This is a genomic window from Winogradskyella bathintestinalis, from assembly GCF_030407435.1.
Lineage (GTDB): Bacteria > Bacteroidota > Bacteroidia > Flavobacteriales > Flavobacteriaceae > Winogradskyella > Winogradskyella bathintestinalis.
Genome location: NZ_JASDDK010000003.1, coordinates 39436 through 56232, shown reverse-complemented (window position 1 = coordinate 56232; position 16797 = coordinate 39436). Strand labels below are relative to the sequence as shown.

Genomic DNA, 16797 nt, shown 5'->3' with positions numbered 1-16797 from the left:
AAAAAACCACCTTGTTTTACGGGGTGGTTTTTTAGTTATAAAGCTTTCCATAGTAGAAGCTGAACTTGTTTGAAATCATAATTCAAATAACTATTGTGATCTAGACCAGACTATATGGTTATAAACGATGTCCATTAGTTACTTTATTAAATAATACTTAGCGTTATCACCATACTTTCAGGATTTAAAATAATCCTTTTCAATTTAGTTCATTCTTAGAAATTGTTCTTGTTTAGTTTGCTTACTTCATATTAAAAAAAAGCGACCTGAATTTCAGGTCGCTATATTTTAAAACTTAATTTATTGTAGTTATTATTTGGTAATTATCGTTAACTCGTCGACAATATGCTTGGCGTTAGAGTATTTATCGATTAACCAAAGTACGTATCTTATATCTACATTGATAGTACGTTGTAAATCTTTATCGAATATAACATCTCCGGCCATGGCTTCAATATTTCCATCAAAAGCTAAACCGATTAGTTCCCCATTTCCATTAATAACTGGTGAGCCCGAATTTCCTCCAGTAATATCATTATCGGTTAAAAAGTTAACAGGCAATTGTCCACGTTCATTGGCATAACGACCGTAATCTTTCTTTTCATAAATATCTAACATACTTTGATCCAAGTCAAATTCACTATCATTAGGCTTGTATTTATTTATCATACCCTTTAATGTCGTGTAGTTATTTTGGTCAGCATCATTTCTCATATCTTTTGGCAACGCCCTTACTTTTCCGTAAGACAATCTTAAAGTAGAGTTGGCATCTGGATATTTTATATCACTTAATCCTGATTCGCGCAAACCTTTAACCAATAAACGAAACGATGCTTCAAAATCATTTTCAGGCTGTACTAAATTTTCAGGATTTTCCCTATACTTATCTAACAGTTGATTCGATAATTTAAGTAATGGATCACTTTCTAAAATCGCTTCGTTCGGGTATTCTAAAAACGCTAAGGCACCTTCTTTAGACGTAAATATGCTTAAATCGAAAATAGCCTTAGTATAAGCAGAAAAATCATTATTATTTTTATTGCCCACCTCAGCCACTAATTCAGGAAGTGAATAGTTAGATTTTGAAGCCAATAAACCTAATTGCTTAGCTAACACCTCTTCTTCTAACGGCAAATAAAAATCTTTATAAGAATCTTCTATAATAGCTTCTAATCGCGGTTTCATATTTTTGCGTTCCGCTGCGTCCGCACCAACGTACTGTTTAAAAGCTGAGCCAATTCTATAAGGTAATACCGCAAACTTACTAGAGCGTAATACTCCTAACAAATAATTGCCTTGTTTCGCCTTTTCATTGGTTAAGTTATAGTAATTATTAATGTTATCAATAACGTTTCCGTAAGTGGCTTTATTATCTTTTTTCTTGGCCCATTTTTCAAATTTATTTTCAATTTTGCGCTTCTTTTCTACTGTTTTGTGCTCATTTAAAGCTTCAATCATTCCAGCTCTATTTTTCCAATAGTTAGCAATACCTGCATAAGTAGATGCGTACATAAGATTTACGGATTCATCCTTATCCATATATTTCTTCATAACGTCCATACTCAGCTTAGACCCTTCAACCCATGCTGGATAAGCATAGTTTACGTTTTGTTCAACACCAGAAGCTGGCATCCAACGGTTAGTACGACCTGGATAACCCAATATCATAGCAAAATCATCTTCCTTTACTCCATCAATATTTACAGGTAAATGGTATTTCGCATCTAAAGGCACATTGTCTGTTGAATAGTCTGCTGGTTTTCCGTCTTTATCTGCATAAACTCTAAATAAAGAAAAATCACCTGTATGTCTAGGCCACTCCCAATTATCTGTATCTCCACCAAATTTACCAACGTTTTCTGGTGGCGTTCCTACTAAACGTACATCGTTGTAATCTTCATAAATAAAGTAATAAAACTCATTACCTTGATAGAATGAACGTACAGAAACCGTATATTTTCCACCTTCGTTATTTTCTTGTTCAATTTTAGCGATTTCCTTATTAAGTGCTGCTTCACGCTCTTTTTCGCTCATGCTATCATTAACTTGTGCTAACATACGCTTAGAAACGTCATCCATTCTCACAAAAAAGCGAACATATAAGCTTTCTGGCTTTAACTCTTCTGCCATAGATCCTGCCCAAAATCCATTTTTTAAATGATTTTGTTCTGCAGTGGATAATTCTGCAATGGCACTGTATCCACAGTGATGATTGGTTAATACTAAGCCACTATCTGAAACAATACTTGCCGTACAGCCTCCATTAAATTGTACAATAGCATCTTTTAAGCTCTGATTGTTGACACTATAGATTTCTTCGGGTGTTAATTGTAAACCCATTTTTTGCATATCGCGATGGTTTAACCGCTCAATATGCATTAAAAACCACATGCCTTCATCAGCCATCGCTGAGGAAAATGACATGATAAAAGCAATAATTGTTAGGGAAATTTTCTTCATGTTTTGTTGTTTTAATTATAGGCATAAAAATACTGAAATTTATGATGTTTTTAAATCTGTGAATACAATAAATAAAGAATTTTAATCTTATCTCTTTTAATTATAATTTTGAGATAAAACGGCTAAAATTATCTGATTCAGGTTAACAAATTATCTAAATGAGCACTATACCGAAGCAGTTCTTAATTATTTTTAGTTTCCACTAAATAATTCCACTTTGAAGATAGAAGACTTAGTAGAGCAATTTCAAAATAAAGATGAAAAAGCTTTTAAAAAATTATATGAAATGTACGCTGTCAGTATTAGAGGTGTTATTTTCAATATTGTAAAAAATAATGCTATTACTGACGAACTCTTACAAGATACTTTTATTAAAGCTTGGCAAAATGCCGCATCCTATTCTTCTAAAAAAGGACGTTTTTTTACATGGATATTAAATATAGCACGTAACTCCGCTATTGATACCGTAAGATCTAAGTCTTTTAAAAAAGCTAAAAACAATTTGAATTCAGACGCGTACGAACATTTGCTTACTCATACTTATGATTTAGATCAAAGCACAGACGCTATCGGGATTAAAAAATTTCTACCTAAAATATCTGCTAAACGCTGTGAAATTATAGAACTACTTTTTATAAAAGGTTATACGCAAAAAGAAGTCTCTCAACATTTGAAAATATCGATAAGCACAGTAAAAACTAGAAAACGAAACGGTATAAAATCTTTACGTTTATTAGTTCTATAATATTTTACGTTTCTAATTTATATTATGCCATGATAGTTTATGAAACGCTTCATTGCATTTATCAATTCTGCTCTACTTATATTTTTTTCTTCATCTTACAAAAAAAACACCCACTCTTTCGAGTAGGTGCCTTCCCTAACAAAAAAACTCAAAAAACATCATGAATAACTCATGATTCGACTAACCTTAATCAAGGGTTAATCTTTTTTGTTAGTCACCAATCAACAAACTTAATCTGCTTCCCCACAAACTAAGGGTTGAAAGCTTTTATAATCTTAAAATTTATAACTTATTGTTCCTTTTAAAAAGAACGGTGTCCCCGGCGTAAAATGAATCTCTTCTACCGATTGCGCTTCATTTTGCAAACGCGATTCTGTAGCGAATTGAGTTTCGTTCCATTCGACATCAAACAAGTTTTCAATAGCCAAACCAAGTGTAATATTTTTCATACTATAGTTGATATTAAAATCTGTTACCATATATCCTTCTGCAACAATTGAATTATCTTCGTTTGCAGCTCTATCATCTAAATATCGAAAGCGCAGACCACCCGAAAATCCGTTGAGATCATCAAACGACAACCCACCAGTTAAGGTAAAATCTGGTGCTAATGGAATGTCGTTCTCACCGTCTGGCTCATCAATACTTCTCGCATTAGTTACTGTGGCATCAGTATCTAAAAATAACCAATCGGTCATTTGATAACGTAAACCAAAATCCCATCCATAACGTCTTGTTTTTCCACTTGGTTCAACAACCCCGGCATCACCAACATAGACAAACTCTTGTTCTAAAAATAAATACCAAAGTGCCGTATTCACTATAAGTTTTGGAAAAGGTTTCCAAACGGTTCCTAAATCTGCGCCGTATGAGCGTGGCAAAATGTCTTCGCCACCGTTGGCTACCACGACTCTAGTGTCGTTGGAATGAAATCCTAGACCAGATTTTAAATATAATTGTAAATTGTCTTGAGCATTGAAAAAGAAATTCAACTTAGGACTTACAATCGTTTTGGTTTCAGATAATGTTTCATATTCTGTTTGGAGCGCATCATTGTACAAAAACTTAAAATAATCTAATCGTAAAGCTGGTGCTATTTTTAGTTTTCCAAATTCAAACTCCGCATTTACAAAAGCATCAATGTTAGTTTGATTGATATCTCCGAGTTGAATACTTTCTAATGTTGTGCTTCGATTTAAAGTCCGTGATAATTCCACATCATCAGAAATATCGTGTCTTATACCTAAACCAGAGGTTAGAACCAATTCTGTATTTCCTAAGAATTTAGTATGCGAGATAGCGGCGTTAGCCCCAAAAATATTACGGTCCTCTTTTTGAAAAATTTGATCACCATTTACAGGATCTTCTAGAAAGAACGTAAAATTTGAATACAGCTCAAAGGCATAATGTGAATAAAAAGCATTAGAACTTAATTTGGTGTTATCATCGATATATTTATCGAATGTAACATTAAGATTAGTTCGTTCGGTTTCTCCACCTTCAGTATCGTCGATGGCACCAAACCTGGAAATGTTTCCATTATCAACTTCACGCTGTGGAATTTGACCAGAAGCATCCCAACGACTTGTAAAATGTGACGCTGTTAAAGTCAATTTATCGTTCTCGGGCGAAAACATTACATATTTTCCAAAGAGATTTAAACGGTTGAAATTCTGCGGAGATTTATACGGGCCATCGGTGCCAATATATTCCATGGCAACGTAAGCATTTTGGTTTTTTGTGTTTTCCATAAGATTGAACAACCCAACCGTTCTCAACGTATTAAACTGACCTGCCGACAATGAAATTTCATTTTGTTTTAAATAGTCCTTTGTTTTAAAATTGACATAACCTGCGGTATTAAAATCACCTTCTTGGGCATAATAACCGCCTTTGTCAAAATCGATTTTGTTAACGGTTTCTGGAATTACAAAATGCAAATCACTATAGCCTTGACCATGTGCATGAGAAACCATATTTACGGGCATACCATCGACTGAAAGCGAAATATCCGTTCCGTGATCGATATCGAATCCACGCAAAAATATTTGCTCAGCTTTACCTCCACCTGCATGCTGACCAATAAATAAACCAGGTACTTTTCGTAATACCTCTTGTGAGGAATTTACCGGAGTTATATTTAAATCTAATCTTGAAATGGTATTAACCGTATTCATTTCTTCTTTGATAACCATCTCATCTAACTGAAAGGTTTTTTCTTCAAGAACAATTCTAAAATTCTCTGTTACTTCGAGTTTTACAAGTTTTCTTTTGTAACCTAATAAACCAATTCTTATTGAATCCCCTAGGCTCGTGTTAGTCAACACAAACACTCCGTTTTCTGCGGTATGTGCATGACTTTCTGTTGTTTCATTATATACGTATGCAGCTTCTAAAGGTTGATTGAGTTCATTAACTACTAACCCTTTCAGGTTTTGGGCCGTGACCAAAGTCGAAAAACAACTAAACAATAACAGTGCTAAAATTTGCTTTATCATCATTATAGTTGTTTAATTTTAGATTTCATTAAAGGTCCTAATTCATAAAGACTAGCAATTAATTCTTTCTTTATTGGTGTTACCTTATCGGTTTTTCCTGCTGCTTTATAAATTTCTGCTACATGATATAAAACCGCGGGCTCAAATGTTTTACCATCTACATACTCTTCAATAATTTCATTAGCTTTTTTAACATTGCCTTGTTTAAAATAACTCCAAGCTAACATATCGTAAGATTGCGGGGTTGGTCTATTTTCTACTTCAGTCTTGGCAATTTCTAAAGCCATATCTGGTTGTGAAAATTCATCTGCATAAAGCGCTACATCATAAGCATTATACATTTCACCGTAATGCTTATTATTTAAAGCCATTTGGTAATTCTTAATGGCATCAGATTTCAACGTTTCATTGTTTTGAAATTCAGCAATTTCAGCTTTTAATAAATCGTAATCTGGTGCGTTGTAATAAGTAGTAACATGATTTAATATATTTAAAGCTTCCTCTGAATTGTTCTCATGTGAATACACAATCCATGCAATTCCTTTTTTAGCATAGGCATCATTAGGATCTAATTCTAATGCTTTTAGAAAATAGTTATATGATTTTTCGATCTCACCAGCATGACCATAGAAGTCGGCAATGTTTGTGTAAGACCATTGTTTTAAATATTTCTGATTAGAGGATTCTGCAATTGTCATGGCTTTTTCCATGTTTTCAATCGCTTTTTCTAAATTTCCGTTGTGATCTTCCCATTTTGCTAGACGTATTAAATAATCAAAATCGGAATTATTTTTAATCTCTTTTAAATAGGCTTCTGCATAAATGTAATTTCCCAATTCTAAATGTACATCGAAAAGCATCTTTTTCGTTGTATTTAGCTTATCGCCATTTGTTTCAGCTATTTTTAGAAGTTTTAAAGCCTCTTGAAAACGGTGTTGTGAAATATAGTTTGTAGCTAATGTTTTTAATACCGCCGAATTCTTATAATTTGAAATTTTATTAGATTCTAATAAATCATTTTCAGCTTTAATAAGATAATCAATATTACCTGTGGCATCAAATACTTTTGTATATCCACCAGCGCGTGCTGAAAGAACAGAGAACTGATCTAATTCAGGATTAATTTTATTATTCCAAAATTGTGCTGTTGCGAAAAGCGCTGTGCTATCTATTTTGGTGGTTAAATATTGATTGTAATCGTTTTTGTTTGTGACTTTTTTAGGCTTATCAGTACAATTGAATATAAATACCAATAAAAGAAGGGGAAAGGTTGTTTTAAGTGTCATGATTAAAAGGTTTTTTTGAGTTTTTTTTTGTTTTAAAATAATTCTGAAGTAAAGTCAATAGACCTTACTTCAGAATTTAAAGTTATTCCTATTTTACATATGAGGAGACGCTAAGTAAGGGAATGATGTTAAAAATGGTTTATCGTTACCATCTACATTGTCAGATACTAATCCAGGAACTTCTGGGTTACTTAATCCTTCTTCACCACCAAATATCAATATCAATTCTACATCTATAACATCGTCAGCTAAAGTTCTACCTGTTAAGGTTGCACCAGAAGCTGGATTAAAGAATGTGGTTTCACCATCTAAGGATACCGTAAGTACATCGGTAGCCAAAACCCCTGCAAATGCTTCAGCAGTAAATCCTAGTGCATTAGCATCCGTTGGATTTGCAGGGTCATAAGCAGGACTTAAAGCTTCGAGTTTAGCCTGAAATGGTTCGGCAAACATCGCTCCCATGTTTGAAGGCACCGTAGTATTAAAAGCATCTTTCATACCATCATTAACTAAAACGGTATTAATAGCAGGTCTAGCCATTTGGTCTTGTTGAATATACGTTCCTGAAAAATCTGGTCCGTCAGGGATGTTTATACTATCATCGTCATCGCTACAATTAAAAGCAGTCATTGACGCTAAAATTGCTACTGCGAATATTTTTATATTATTTATTTTCATGAGTTCTATTTTTAATTATTGTTATTGTCTCATGTTACATCTTATAGTATTCTATCATTAAATGAATATTAATGATCAAGATGTTTCATGATTTTTAATTTTTTGAGATTATTGTTTTCTTTTCGTTTCTACCCAAGTATTAATATTACCTGAACCGCCTATCATAGATTTTGGCACCTCTACAACTACAGACAATACGTTAGTACCTGCAAATTTATCTATACCAGGATCATTGAATGAAGACGCAGAATTATCTGGGTCTAAAATAGAGTTGAATTGATCAAAATCAAAAAAGAAAGGATCATCTCTTGGACCTGCAAAAAAGGTCATGTTGTTAGCCGTTGCTGTAATTGCATTTTCACCATATTGCGTAATATCTACCACACCTTGAATTGACGAAGTCGTACCTATACTACTCGATAAATCTGTACTATTTGTAGCATAAGGTCCAAAAAAGTACATTCTACCATCTCTAGGAATCGCTTGGATAACTAAGTCTTGAACGGCATCCTCATCCGTATCGATATTAATTTCAATAAGAACATTTTCATCAAATGACGCACTACCCGTATCACCAGGCAATAGAAGCCCTTGCACATTAGCCACAAACGCTATGTTAGAATTGTCTTCACCACTAAAGGCATAAAAGTCCGTAATATCACTTGTTCCACCTGTTACTGCAGGCGCATCAATATGATCGGCTGCAATGGCAACAAACGTAGCAATACATACTATTGCTGTTGCGATTAAAATTTTTGTTTTTTTCATAATTTTTGAGATTTTTGTTAATTAATTTGTGTCTCTGTTCTACCTACGAAAAAAAGAAAGGTGCGGTTTTGTTAAGCTTTTGTTAATGAAATAAATTCATGATTTATTGCTATAAAAATTTAACTTTGTAGCGTTAAAATTAGCGTTATGAATCCATCAGCTCATGGCTGGATAAAAAAATTACTAACTCAAGTTTCTGAAACAAAGTATTCTGAGACCGAAAACGCCGAGTTTTATAATCGCTTAAAACATGCTGGATTTATATATGGAAGTAATATTAAAGTTGTATTAGACATTGTTAAACCCTTTGATTTTACTGAAGAAGAGCGCTGTAAAATTAATCTATTACTAACTTATTATTTCATTTTTATAAAGGAAAATACGAAAGAAGATTTTTTAGATAGTTTAATTCGATATTACAAATCTATAGATGATAAAAAGCGATCCTTTTTTGAAGAATTATTTGGCAATAAAAAACCCGATAATTTATTAGAACAAGTTATTCATAAACGTATTCATATTGATGATAACTTTATTTCAAAAAGCTTTAATTATTTTTTAATAAATGCGCTGTTGTTTGTTGATGTTTTAGGTTATCATCGTTTTCTTAAAGATGAAAACAATATAAAAACTTATGTAAACCGATTAGAATCTGCGTTAGAAACTATAGTATTCTCCGTAATAGACCAAAAGTCTGAAAAAACCGAATACGACGAAAACCTCATTAAACTATTTGAAGATTCTATAAGACATAAAAATTCTAAGCTACCGTCTTATGATGAAGCTGTCGCCTTTATAAGTGCTCCATTAGAGAAATTATATGTTATTGATTTGGTGTGTATGGCCTCTTGGACGGATAAATTAATTGATACTGAAGAACGTGAATTTTTGGTGCGCTTAAAGAATGATCTGTCTCTTAATAGCGAAATTGTCGCTCAATCCGTTAATGATATCAATTTGTTTTATGACGAACACAAAGAACAAGTAGCTTTTTTAAGTTCTAAAAATTTAGCGCAAAGTTTTTATAATAATAGCAGTAAAGTTGTTTCTAAACTAATAACGCGTAACAGCAAAAGGTTAATAACAGAATTATCTGAAAGTAAAGAAGCAATGACACTTTTAGCACAATCTACAACACGGCAACTTACAGACGAAGAACAAAAGAAAATTCAATCGCAATTAATGGATATTTTTAAATCCATTCCGAGTTTAGCTATTTTTTTGTTACCAGGAGGCATGTTATTATTGCCTTTGTTTGTGAAATTTATTCCTAAATTACTACCTTCTGCTTTTGATGAAAACAGAATTGACATCAAGAAAAAAAGCTAAATTGCCATTCGGGAATCTTGTCGAAAACAATTAGTTAAATAATGCATTACAACTTACAATTTCTGATAATAGCATAATGGCTAAGAAGAAAATTTGACTAAAATTCAATATAATGTTTGCTTGATTTATTTAAAGGACTAAACCAAAATATTTTATAATTATATAGTTCTTATTTAGTGAATTTCATTACAATTTAAAGACGACTAAGATAGATTTATTCATTTAATAAATTATCCACAACTGTTTCAAAATCCTTTTTAAACTCACTATATTTTTCTCCTGTAGCCGGACCGTTAAATCCTGTATGAATCTTACGTACCTTACCGGTTTTATCAATAAAAATTGAAGTAGGATAAGACAATACTCTATTTAACATCGGTAATTTTTCTTGAGCTTTTTCCTTATCTGAAGTTCCGTATTGTGCTAAGAGTATTGGGTAGTCTATATTTAATCTTTTACGTAATCTAGAAATACTATTAAACGCCTTTTCCTCAGTTTTAGCATACTCAAAAGCTAAAGCTACAATTTCAAAATTTTTATCTTTATTATCTTTATAAAAATTGGTGTAATATTTACTTTCGTCTAAGCAGTTTGGGCACCAAGTTCCCATAATTTGCACTATAACTACCTTGTTTTTAAAACGGTCATCGCTTAACGAAATCATATTTCCATGCACATCGGGGAACGAAAATTCCAATTTATCATAACCTTCTTTTATAAACGTAAGTTCGTCGGCATTGGGTAATTCATAAGATTCATTGCGTTTAGCTACAAAAGGTTCTTTCCAATGATTGCCAGAATAAAAGGAACCTTCCATGGTAGAATCGGATACTTTTGCCGTAAATAAAAACGCATGTGCTCCATCGAAAGTGGATAGCTTCATAATGTCACCATCCATTACTCCTTCAAGATAACGGTAATCACCTGTGGTGGTTCTAAATGTGCCAGTAACCTTAGATCCTTCTTGTTTAAAAATGCCTTTGGCAATATATTGGTCATCAGCAATACCTTCACTAAAAACAGTTTCCCAAATTCCAGAAACCGTTTGTTGGGGCTTCGCTTTTATTTCAAAACGATTACTTTTATTATATTCAGCAGAAAAGGGCACTACTCTATCTAAACTTTCTTTTATAAAGCTCCCATTAAGATTATTACCATCAAACGCAGCAGCGATATAACCTTCAAATACTGGAGCTTTTATAAATACAGAATCGTTTCGGTAACTTATCTCATCTACCGCAATCGTTTCTTCGGCGTTATAAATTTTTATTTCGTTTGGTGAGGTCACTTCAAAAATAAACGGTAACTCTTCTTGGTCTTGAACGTCTATAACAGCTCTATATTTTCCAATTTTAAGTTGTTGTGACTTGGTGTCTCGCTTATTATTTTCTTTACAAGAGCAAATAGATAATAGAACTAGACTTAAAATAATATATCGCATACAGTGTTTAGGCTTAAAAATTTATCAAAATTCGACAATTAGATTTATTTATCATTAATAAAAATTAAAATATAAATTTGTGTATTTTCAAGTCGCATGGAAATCAACAGGTTAGCAAAATGCTTTTGCATTACTGCATATTGAGCAGAGCGAACGTAGATATAACATGAAAGGAAGTTAATTGAAATTATTTCAATATTTAATTCCGTATTAAAAATTATCATTTCCTGTTTTTATAGGAATTAACTATTACTATCTTTGCACCTCGATTAAATTGACACATGAAAATATCATACAACTGGCTTAAACAGTTTATAAATACGGATTGGGACGCCGAGAAAACAGGCGAATTATTAACTGATCTCGGATTGGAAATAGAAGGCATTGAAACTTACGAATCTGTTAAAGGAGGTTTAAAAGGGATCGTTATTGGAGAGGTTTTAACCTGCCAACAGCATCCTAATGCCGACCGTTTAAAAATAACCACCGTAAATATTGGTGGAGATAAACCTCTACAAATAGTATGTGGTGCTCCAAATGTCGCCGCTGGGCAAAAAGTACCCGTAGCCACTATAGGCACTACACTATATACCGCCGAAGGTGAAGCTTGGAAAATTAAAAAAGGAAAGATTAGAGGAGAAGAAAGCCATGGAATGATTTGTGCTGAAGATGAATTAGGACTTGGAGAATCGCACGATGGTATTATGGTTTTAGATGCCGATACTAAAGTGGGCACATTGGCTTCTGAGCTCTTTAAAATTGAAAACGACGACGTTTTTGAAATAGGCTTAACACCAAATAGAGCCGATGCGATGAGTCATTATGGGGTGGCGCGAGATTTGAAAGCTGGCCTTCTACAGAAAGAAATTTCTTTAGAACTTATTACACCTTCAGTGAGTTCATATCATGTAGATGCTAGAGCACTTAAAATAGACGTTGATGTAAAAGATTACGAAAAAGCTCCACGGTATTGTGGCGTTACTATTTCTGGTTTAAAAGTAGAAACCTCTCCGGCATGGTTGCAACATCGTTTAAAATCAATAGGGTTATCGCCAATTAACAACCTGGTTGATATTACCAATTATGTGTTGCACGAGTTAGGACAACCCTTGCATGCTTTTGATGCTGATAAAATTACAGAGCGAAAAATTATTGTCAAAACCTGTGAAGCTGGCACAAAATTCACCACTTTAGATGGTGTTGAGCGCGAATTACATGAAGAGGATTTAATGATTTGTGATGCCAACAAACCTATGTGTATCGCTGGTGTTTTTGGGGGCATTGATTCTGGTGTTACAGAACATACAACCCGAATTTTCTTAGAGAGTGCATATTTCAATCCTGTTAGTGTAAGAAAAACAGCGAAACGACATGGTTTAAATACCGATTCATCTTTTCGATTTGAAAGAGGTATTGATCCTAACCTTACTGAATATGCATTAAAACGAGCTGCTTTATTAATTTTAGAAATTGCCGGCGGAGAAATTACTAGCGACATTGTTGATGCCTACCCTAAGAAAATTAAAGACTTTGAGGTTAGATTGAGTTTTGACAATGCCAAAAAATTAATTGGTGAAGAAATTCCGAAAGAAACCATAAAGAGTATACTTTCTTCTTTAGATATTAAAGTTAATAACGTTACTGAAACAGGCTTAGGCTTAACCGTGCCTGCATATAGAAATGATGTACAGCGCGAAGCTGATATTATTGAAGAAATCCTTAGGGTTTACGGCTATAACAATATAGCAACAACGACCAAGTTGAATGCTTCCATATCAAATTCGTCTCGTTTTGAAGATTATAAACTTCAGAATATAATTGGAAATCAATTGGCTTCTCAAGGATTCTTTGAAATTATGTCAAATTCTTTGACAACCCCAAAATATGTGGAGTTAAGTGAAGACTTAAATGCTGACCATAATGTAAAAATGCTAAATCCGTTGAGTAACGATTTAGAAGTGATGCGCCAATCATTGTTGTTCTCTGGTTTAGAAGCTGTAGCTCATAACATTAATAGAAAACGTGACGATTTAAAATTATTTGAATTCGGAAAAACATATCATCAATATTCAGAAACAAGAGAGGAATACAAACACTTATCTCTATTTGTTACAGGAAATAAAACTGAAGAGCGCTGGAATGCTGCGGCAAGTCCGAGTGATTTCTTTTACTTGAAAGGCTCGGTAGAAGTAATTTTAGAACGGTTGGGTTTAACAAAGCTGAAATCGGCACCAATAAAATCTGACGTTTTTAGTGAAGGTATGAGTTTTTCTATTGGAAAGAAAAAAATGGTGGACTTTGGTCTGGTTAAAAAATCAGTTTTAAAACACTTTGGCATAAACCAAAACGTATTATTTGCTGATTTTAATTGGAATAATGTTATAGAGATGGCACAACATAATAAAATTAAGTTTAAAGCGATTCCGAAGTATCCGGAGGTTAAACGTGATTTTGCTTTACTGCTCGATAATCATGTAACTTTTGAAGAAATTCATACTATTGCCAAACAAACTGAAAAGCAATTGCTTAAAAATGTAAATCTATTTGACGTTTACGAAGGTAAAAACCTACCATCTGGGAAGAAGAGTTACGCAGTAAGTTTCATATTACAAGATGACAACAAAACACTTAACGATAAACAAATCGATAAAATAATGTCTAAACTTCAAGCAAATTTTGAAAGTAAACTAGGTGCTGAATTACGTTAGGATTTAGAGATTAATATATTATTATAGAGCCTTTAATAAGAACTTTAAAGGCTTTTTTATTTTTTAGCTAAGCATCAATTAAATGCTTATATTTTTCTTTTTTTTGGGTTTAAATCTAAGCCTAACTTTTTCAAACTTCAATTCAATATAAGAGACTAGTGCATAGAAGAATATAGCAGCTCCAGACATTTCTAAAAATTCTTCAAAACTATACATTAGTGCGTAGTTTAAGGTTTTTTCTCCATGTGTTTCAGCATGCATACCACCCAACATTTCCATACCAACTGCACCAAAAACAAAGATACTCCCAGCTAAGATAAATAGCTTTGAAATAACCTTTGGTAAACGCATTAGGAATTTAAAATAGGCAATTCCTACAATAATAACAATGATGATGTATGGTATAAACCATGCAAAATAGAGCAATCCAGAAGTATTAAAAAGTGCTTCCATTGGTGCTCTTAATTGCTCATGGATCTGTATCATTTCGTCTAAAGAGATAAAAATAAACATCGCGGATAAGCCAATCCAATGCCAAAATTTGTCGCCTATTGCTCTACAGCCATAAGCAATAACAGCTAGCAAAATAGCATCACCCAACAACACTAATGCAGAAAAATAGGTTGGTAAATTAGCTTCTAGATTCACATTTAAGAATTTAACAAGAAGTCTTGTTACCTTATCTCCCATACCCAATGTAGTAAAAAGCAAGTAAATGGAAAATAGATTTCCTAAACTTAATAATACTATAGCAATGAACAAATTGCGAAGAACCTTAGATTTTCGTACTTTAAATTTCACTGAAAGAAAAATTTATAAACCAGATAAATAGGGAATTTATCTAAGGAGTAATGCGGTTTAGATTAATAGCTTAAATACCTAATATAAAAATTTTAGCTAATTATAATCAATATGTTATGTGAACAGCTTATAACTCCGATTAATGACCTATAATTAGTCTAAGCGATAATCAGACTATTAACAAACCATCAGTTATGGCAAAAATTCTAAATAATATACTTTCTTTCTTACTAATACACTCGAAAGTTGTTATTTTTAACATTAACTAAAAATTTATAGATCATGGCACATATTACACTAGGAGGAGATCCTATAGAAACTATAGGAACACTACCATCCGTTGGAAGCAAAGCTCCAAGTTTTAAAATTACTGCAACTGACTTATCAAGTAAATCCTTAGAAGATTATAAAGGAAGTAGATTGATATTAAATATCTTTCCGAGTATTGATACAGGCACTTGTGCCAAATCAGTAAGAACGTTCAATGAAAAAGCAACCCAGTTAGAGAACACTAAAGTGCTATGTATTTCAAAAGACCTACCATTTGCATTAAATCGATTTTGTGGTGCAGAAGGTTTAGACAATGTAGAAAGTCTTTCGGATTTTAAAACAGGTGGTTTTGGCAAAGATTACGGTATAACTATTAAAAATGGACCGTTAGAAACATTGTTATCTCGCTGTATTGTGGTTACAGATAAAGATGGTACCATCTTACATACGGAACAAGTTTCAGAAATTAAGGATGAACCTAATTATGAAGCTGCATTAGACGCTTTAAAATAAGTTAATGCAAAAAAAAGAATCGTTCTTTATTAACAGACTTAAAAGTATAGGTTTTGCTTTTAAAGGTATGCTAATACTTATTAAAACTGAAGCCAGCATACAGGTGCAATTGTTTATAACAATTGTAGTAACTTTTGCTGGCTTTTATTTTGAAATTTCACGAACAGAATGGTTAATCCAAATAACAATTATTGGTTTAGTAATTAGTATTGAAGGCATGAATACAGCTGTGGAATACATCGCCGATTTTGTCCATCCTGAGTATCATAAAAAAATCGGTTTAATAAAAGATGTTGCCGCTGGTGCCGTTTTTATTGCATCAATTATTGCGGTTATCATTGCTGGTATTATCTATATTCCAAAATTCAACTAACTTTATCGAGTAAGATTATTCAAAGTAAATAACAAGAATAAATCCGCGTTTCTATACCAAAACAACTAGGATAAACGTTACTAATTTGTATTTTTGTCGAATCCTGTTTTTACCATATTTTACAAAAAATATAATGAAGCAATTTATACTATTATTTATGCTTTCTGTATTCGTTTTCTCTTGTAATGAACAAGTAAAACCAGTTAAACATATTTTTAAAATGCATGGGCATTTAGGTAATTTTGATATTAATAACACCGAAGATTACAACAAAGCTAAAGCTTTCGTTTTAGGTAAATTTGATTATAAAGTGCATTCGAAATTTATAAAGGTAGAATCTAAGTATTCTGAAAAAACGTTGTATTTAGATAATGACGTCTACACCGCTTTTTTAAAAATGCACGAAGCCGCGAAGAAAGATGGTATTTCTCTTTCAATAATTTCTGGCACCCGGAATTTTGAAGAACAGAAAGTCATTTGGGAACGCAAATGGAATTCCTACAATAATCTAGACCCTAACTTGCGCGCTCAAAAGATTTTGGAGTATAGTTCAATGCCATTAACATCAAGGCATCATTGGGGTACAGACATGGATTTAAATAGTTTAAACAATTCGTATTTTAGCAAAGGAAGAGGAAAGCTAGAATATGATTGGTTAACAAGTAACGCTAGTACATTTGGCTTTTATCAAACTTATACTAGTAAAGATAATGGGAGAACAGGTTATAATTTAGAAAAATGGCATTGGTCTTATTTACCTTTGGCTAGTCAGTATTTAAAGTTTTATAATCATAATATCAATTACGAAGATATTAATGGTTTTAAGGGCGATACGTTAGCAGTACCGAATAAAATGATCTCTAATTACGTAAATGGTTTATCAGAAAAAGCATTAGAGTACAATTAATTATAATTGAGACTTCCACT

At 32.7% G+C, this 16797-nt stretch carries 13 protein-coding genes; 6 read left to right on the top strand and 7 right to left on the bottom strand.

What is annotated here, in order from left to right; all coding sequences use genetic code 11:
• Positions 1 to 312: 312 nt before the first annotated feature.
• Positions 313 to 2460 carry a S46 family peptidase gene (locus tag QMA06_RS09800; RefSeq protein WP_290206672.1) on the bottom strand — a complete coding sequence of 716 codons (2148 nt, stop codon included), beginning with the start codon at positions 2458 to 2460 and terminating at the stop codon, positions 313 to 315.
• Between the two features lie 217 nt (positions 2461 to 2677).
• Here QMA06_RS09800 and QMA06_RS09795 point away from each other — a divergent pair, with 217 nt between their 5' ends.
• Entirely contained in the window at positions 2678 to 3205 is a 528-nt protein-coding gene (locus QMA06_RS09795; protein ID WP_290206671.1) for an RNA polymerase sigma factor, read from the top strand.
• Between the two features lie 275 nt (positions 3206 to 3480).
• On the opposite strand, the gene QMA06_RS09790 is transcribed toward QMA06_RS09795, so the two are convergent.
• The 4 genes from QMA06_RS09790 to QMA06_RS09775 all read right to left on the bottom strand — a co-directional run bounded on the left by QMA06_RS09790 (position 3481) and on the right by QMA06_RS09775 (position 8435).
• Positions 3481 to 5706: a TonB-dependent receptor gene (locus QMA06_RS09790; protein WP_407704306.1), complete on the bottom strand. Its 2226-nt coding sequence runs from the start codon at positions 5704 to 5706 to the stop codon at positions 3481 to 3483.
• Positions 5706 to 6989, bottom strand: a complete 1284-nt coding sequence (locus QMA06_RS09785) for a tetratricopeptide repeat protein (RefSeq protein ID WP_290206670.1) — start codon at positions 6987 to 6989, stop codon at positions 5706 to 5708. Before QMA06_RS09785 ends, QMA06_RS09790 begins: the two co-directional genes overlap by 1 nt.
• A gap of 93 nt (positions 6990 to 7082) precedes the next feature.
• The gene (locus tag QMA06_RS09780; RefSeq protein ID WP_290206669.1) at positions 7083 to 7667 is read right to left on the bottom strand and encodes a DUF4331 family protein; all 585 of its coding nucleotides are present in this window, start codon (positions 7665 to 7667) and stop codon (positions 7083 to 7085) included.
• Positions 7668 to 7775: 108 nt separating this feature from the next.
• Positions 7776 to 8435 carry a DUF4331 family protein gene (locus QMA06_RS09775; RefSeq protein WP_290206668.1) on the bottom strand — a complete coding sequence of 220 codons (660 nt, stop codon included), beginning with the start codon at positions 8433 to 8435 and terminating at the stop codon, positions 7776 to 7778.
• A 147-nt stretch (positions 8436 to 8582) separates the two neighbouring features.
• On the opposite strand from QMA06_RS09775, the gene QMA06_RS09770 reads away from it, so the two are divergent.
• On the top strand, positions 8583 to 9764 hold the full coding sequence (locus QMA06_RS09770; RefSeq protein WP_290206667.1) for an LETM1-related biofilm-associated protein: 1182 nt from the start codon (positions 8583 to 8585) through the stop codon (positions 9762 to 9764).
• Positions 9765 to 9978: 214 nt separating this feature from the next.
• Here QMA06_RS09770 and QMA06_RS09765 read toward each other — a convergent pair whose 3' ends face one another.
• A complete protein-coding gene (locus QMA06_RS09765; protein WP_290206666.1) occupies positions 9979 to 11205 on the bottom strand; it encodes a peroxiredoxin family protein in 1227 nt (408 codons plus the stop codon).
• Between the two features lie 281 nt (positions 11206 to 11486).
• Here QMA06_RS09765 and pheT point away from each other — a divergent pair, with 281 nt between their 5' ends.
• On the top strand, positions 11487 to 13913 hold the full coding sequence (pheT, locus tag QMA06_RS09760) for a phenylalanine--tRNA ligase subunit beta (protein WP_290206665.1): 2427 nt from the start codon (positions 11487 to 11489) through the stop codon (positions 13911 to 13913).
• A gap of 78 nt (positions 13914 to 13991) precedes the next feature.
• Here pheT and QMA06_RS09755 read toward each other — a convergent pair whose 3' ends face one another.
• On the bottom strand, positions 13992 to 14714 hold the full coding sequence (locus tag QMA06_RS09755; RefSeq protein ID WP_290206664.1) for a hypothetical protein: 723 nt from the start codon (positions 14712 to 14714) through the stop codon (positions 13992 to 13994).
• 282 nt (positions 14715 to 14996) lie between these two features.
• Here QMA06_RS09755 and tpx point away from each other — a divergent pair, with 282 nt between their 5' ends.
• The 3 genes from tpx to QMA06_RS09740 all read left to right on the top strand — a co-directional run bounded on the left by tpx (position 14997) and on the right by QMA06_RS09740 (position 16777).
• Positions 14997 to 15497: a thiol peroxidase gene (tpx, locus tag QMA06_RS09750; protein WP_290206663.1), complete on the top strand. Its 501-nt coding sequence runs from the start codon at positions 14997 to 14999 to the stop codon at positions 15495 to 15497.
• Between the two features lie 4 nt (positions 15498 to 15501).
• Positions 15502 to 15870: a diacylglycerol kinase family protein gene (locus tag QMA06_RS09745; RefSeq protein WP_290206662.1), complete on the top strand. Its 369-nt coding sequence runs from the start codon at positions 15502 to 15504 to the stop codon at positions 15868 to 15870.
• Between the two features lie 133 nt (positions 15871 to 16003).
• Positions 16004 to 16777: a M15 family metallopeptidase gene (locus QMA06_RS09740; RefSeq protein ID WP_290206661.1), complete on the top strand. Its 774-nt coding sequence runs from the start codon at positions 16004 to 16006 to the stop codon at positions 16775 to 16777.
• Positions 16778 to 16797 lie beyond the last annotated feature (20 nt).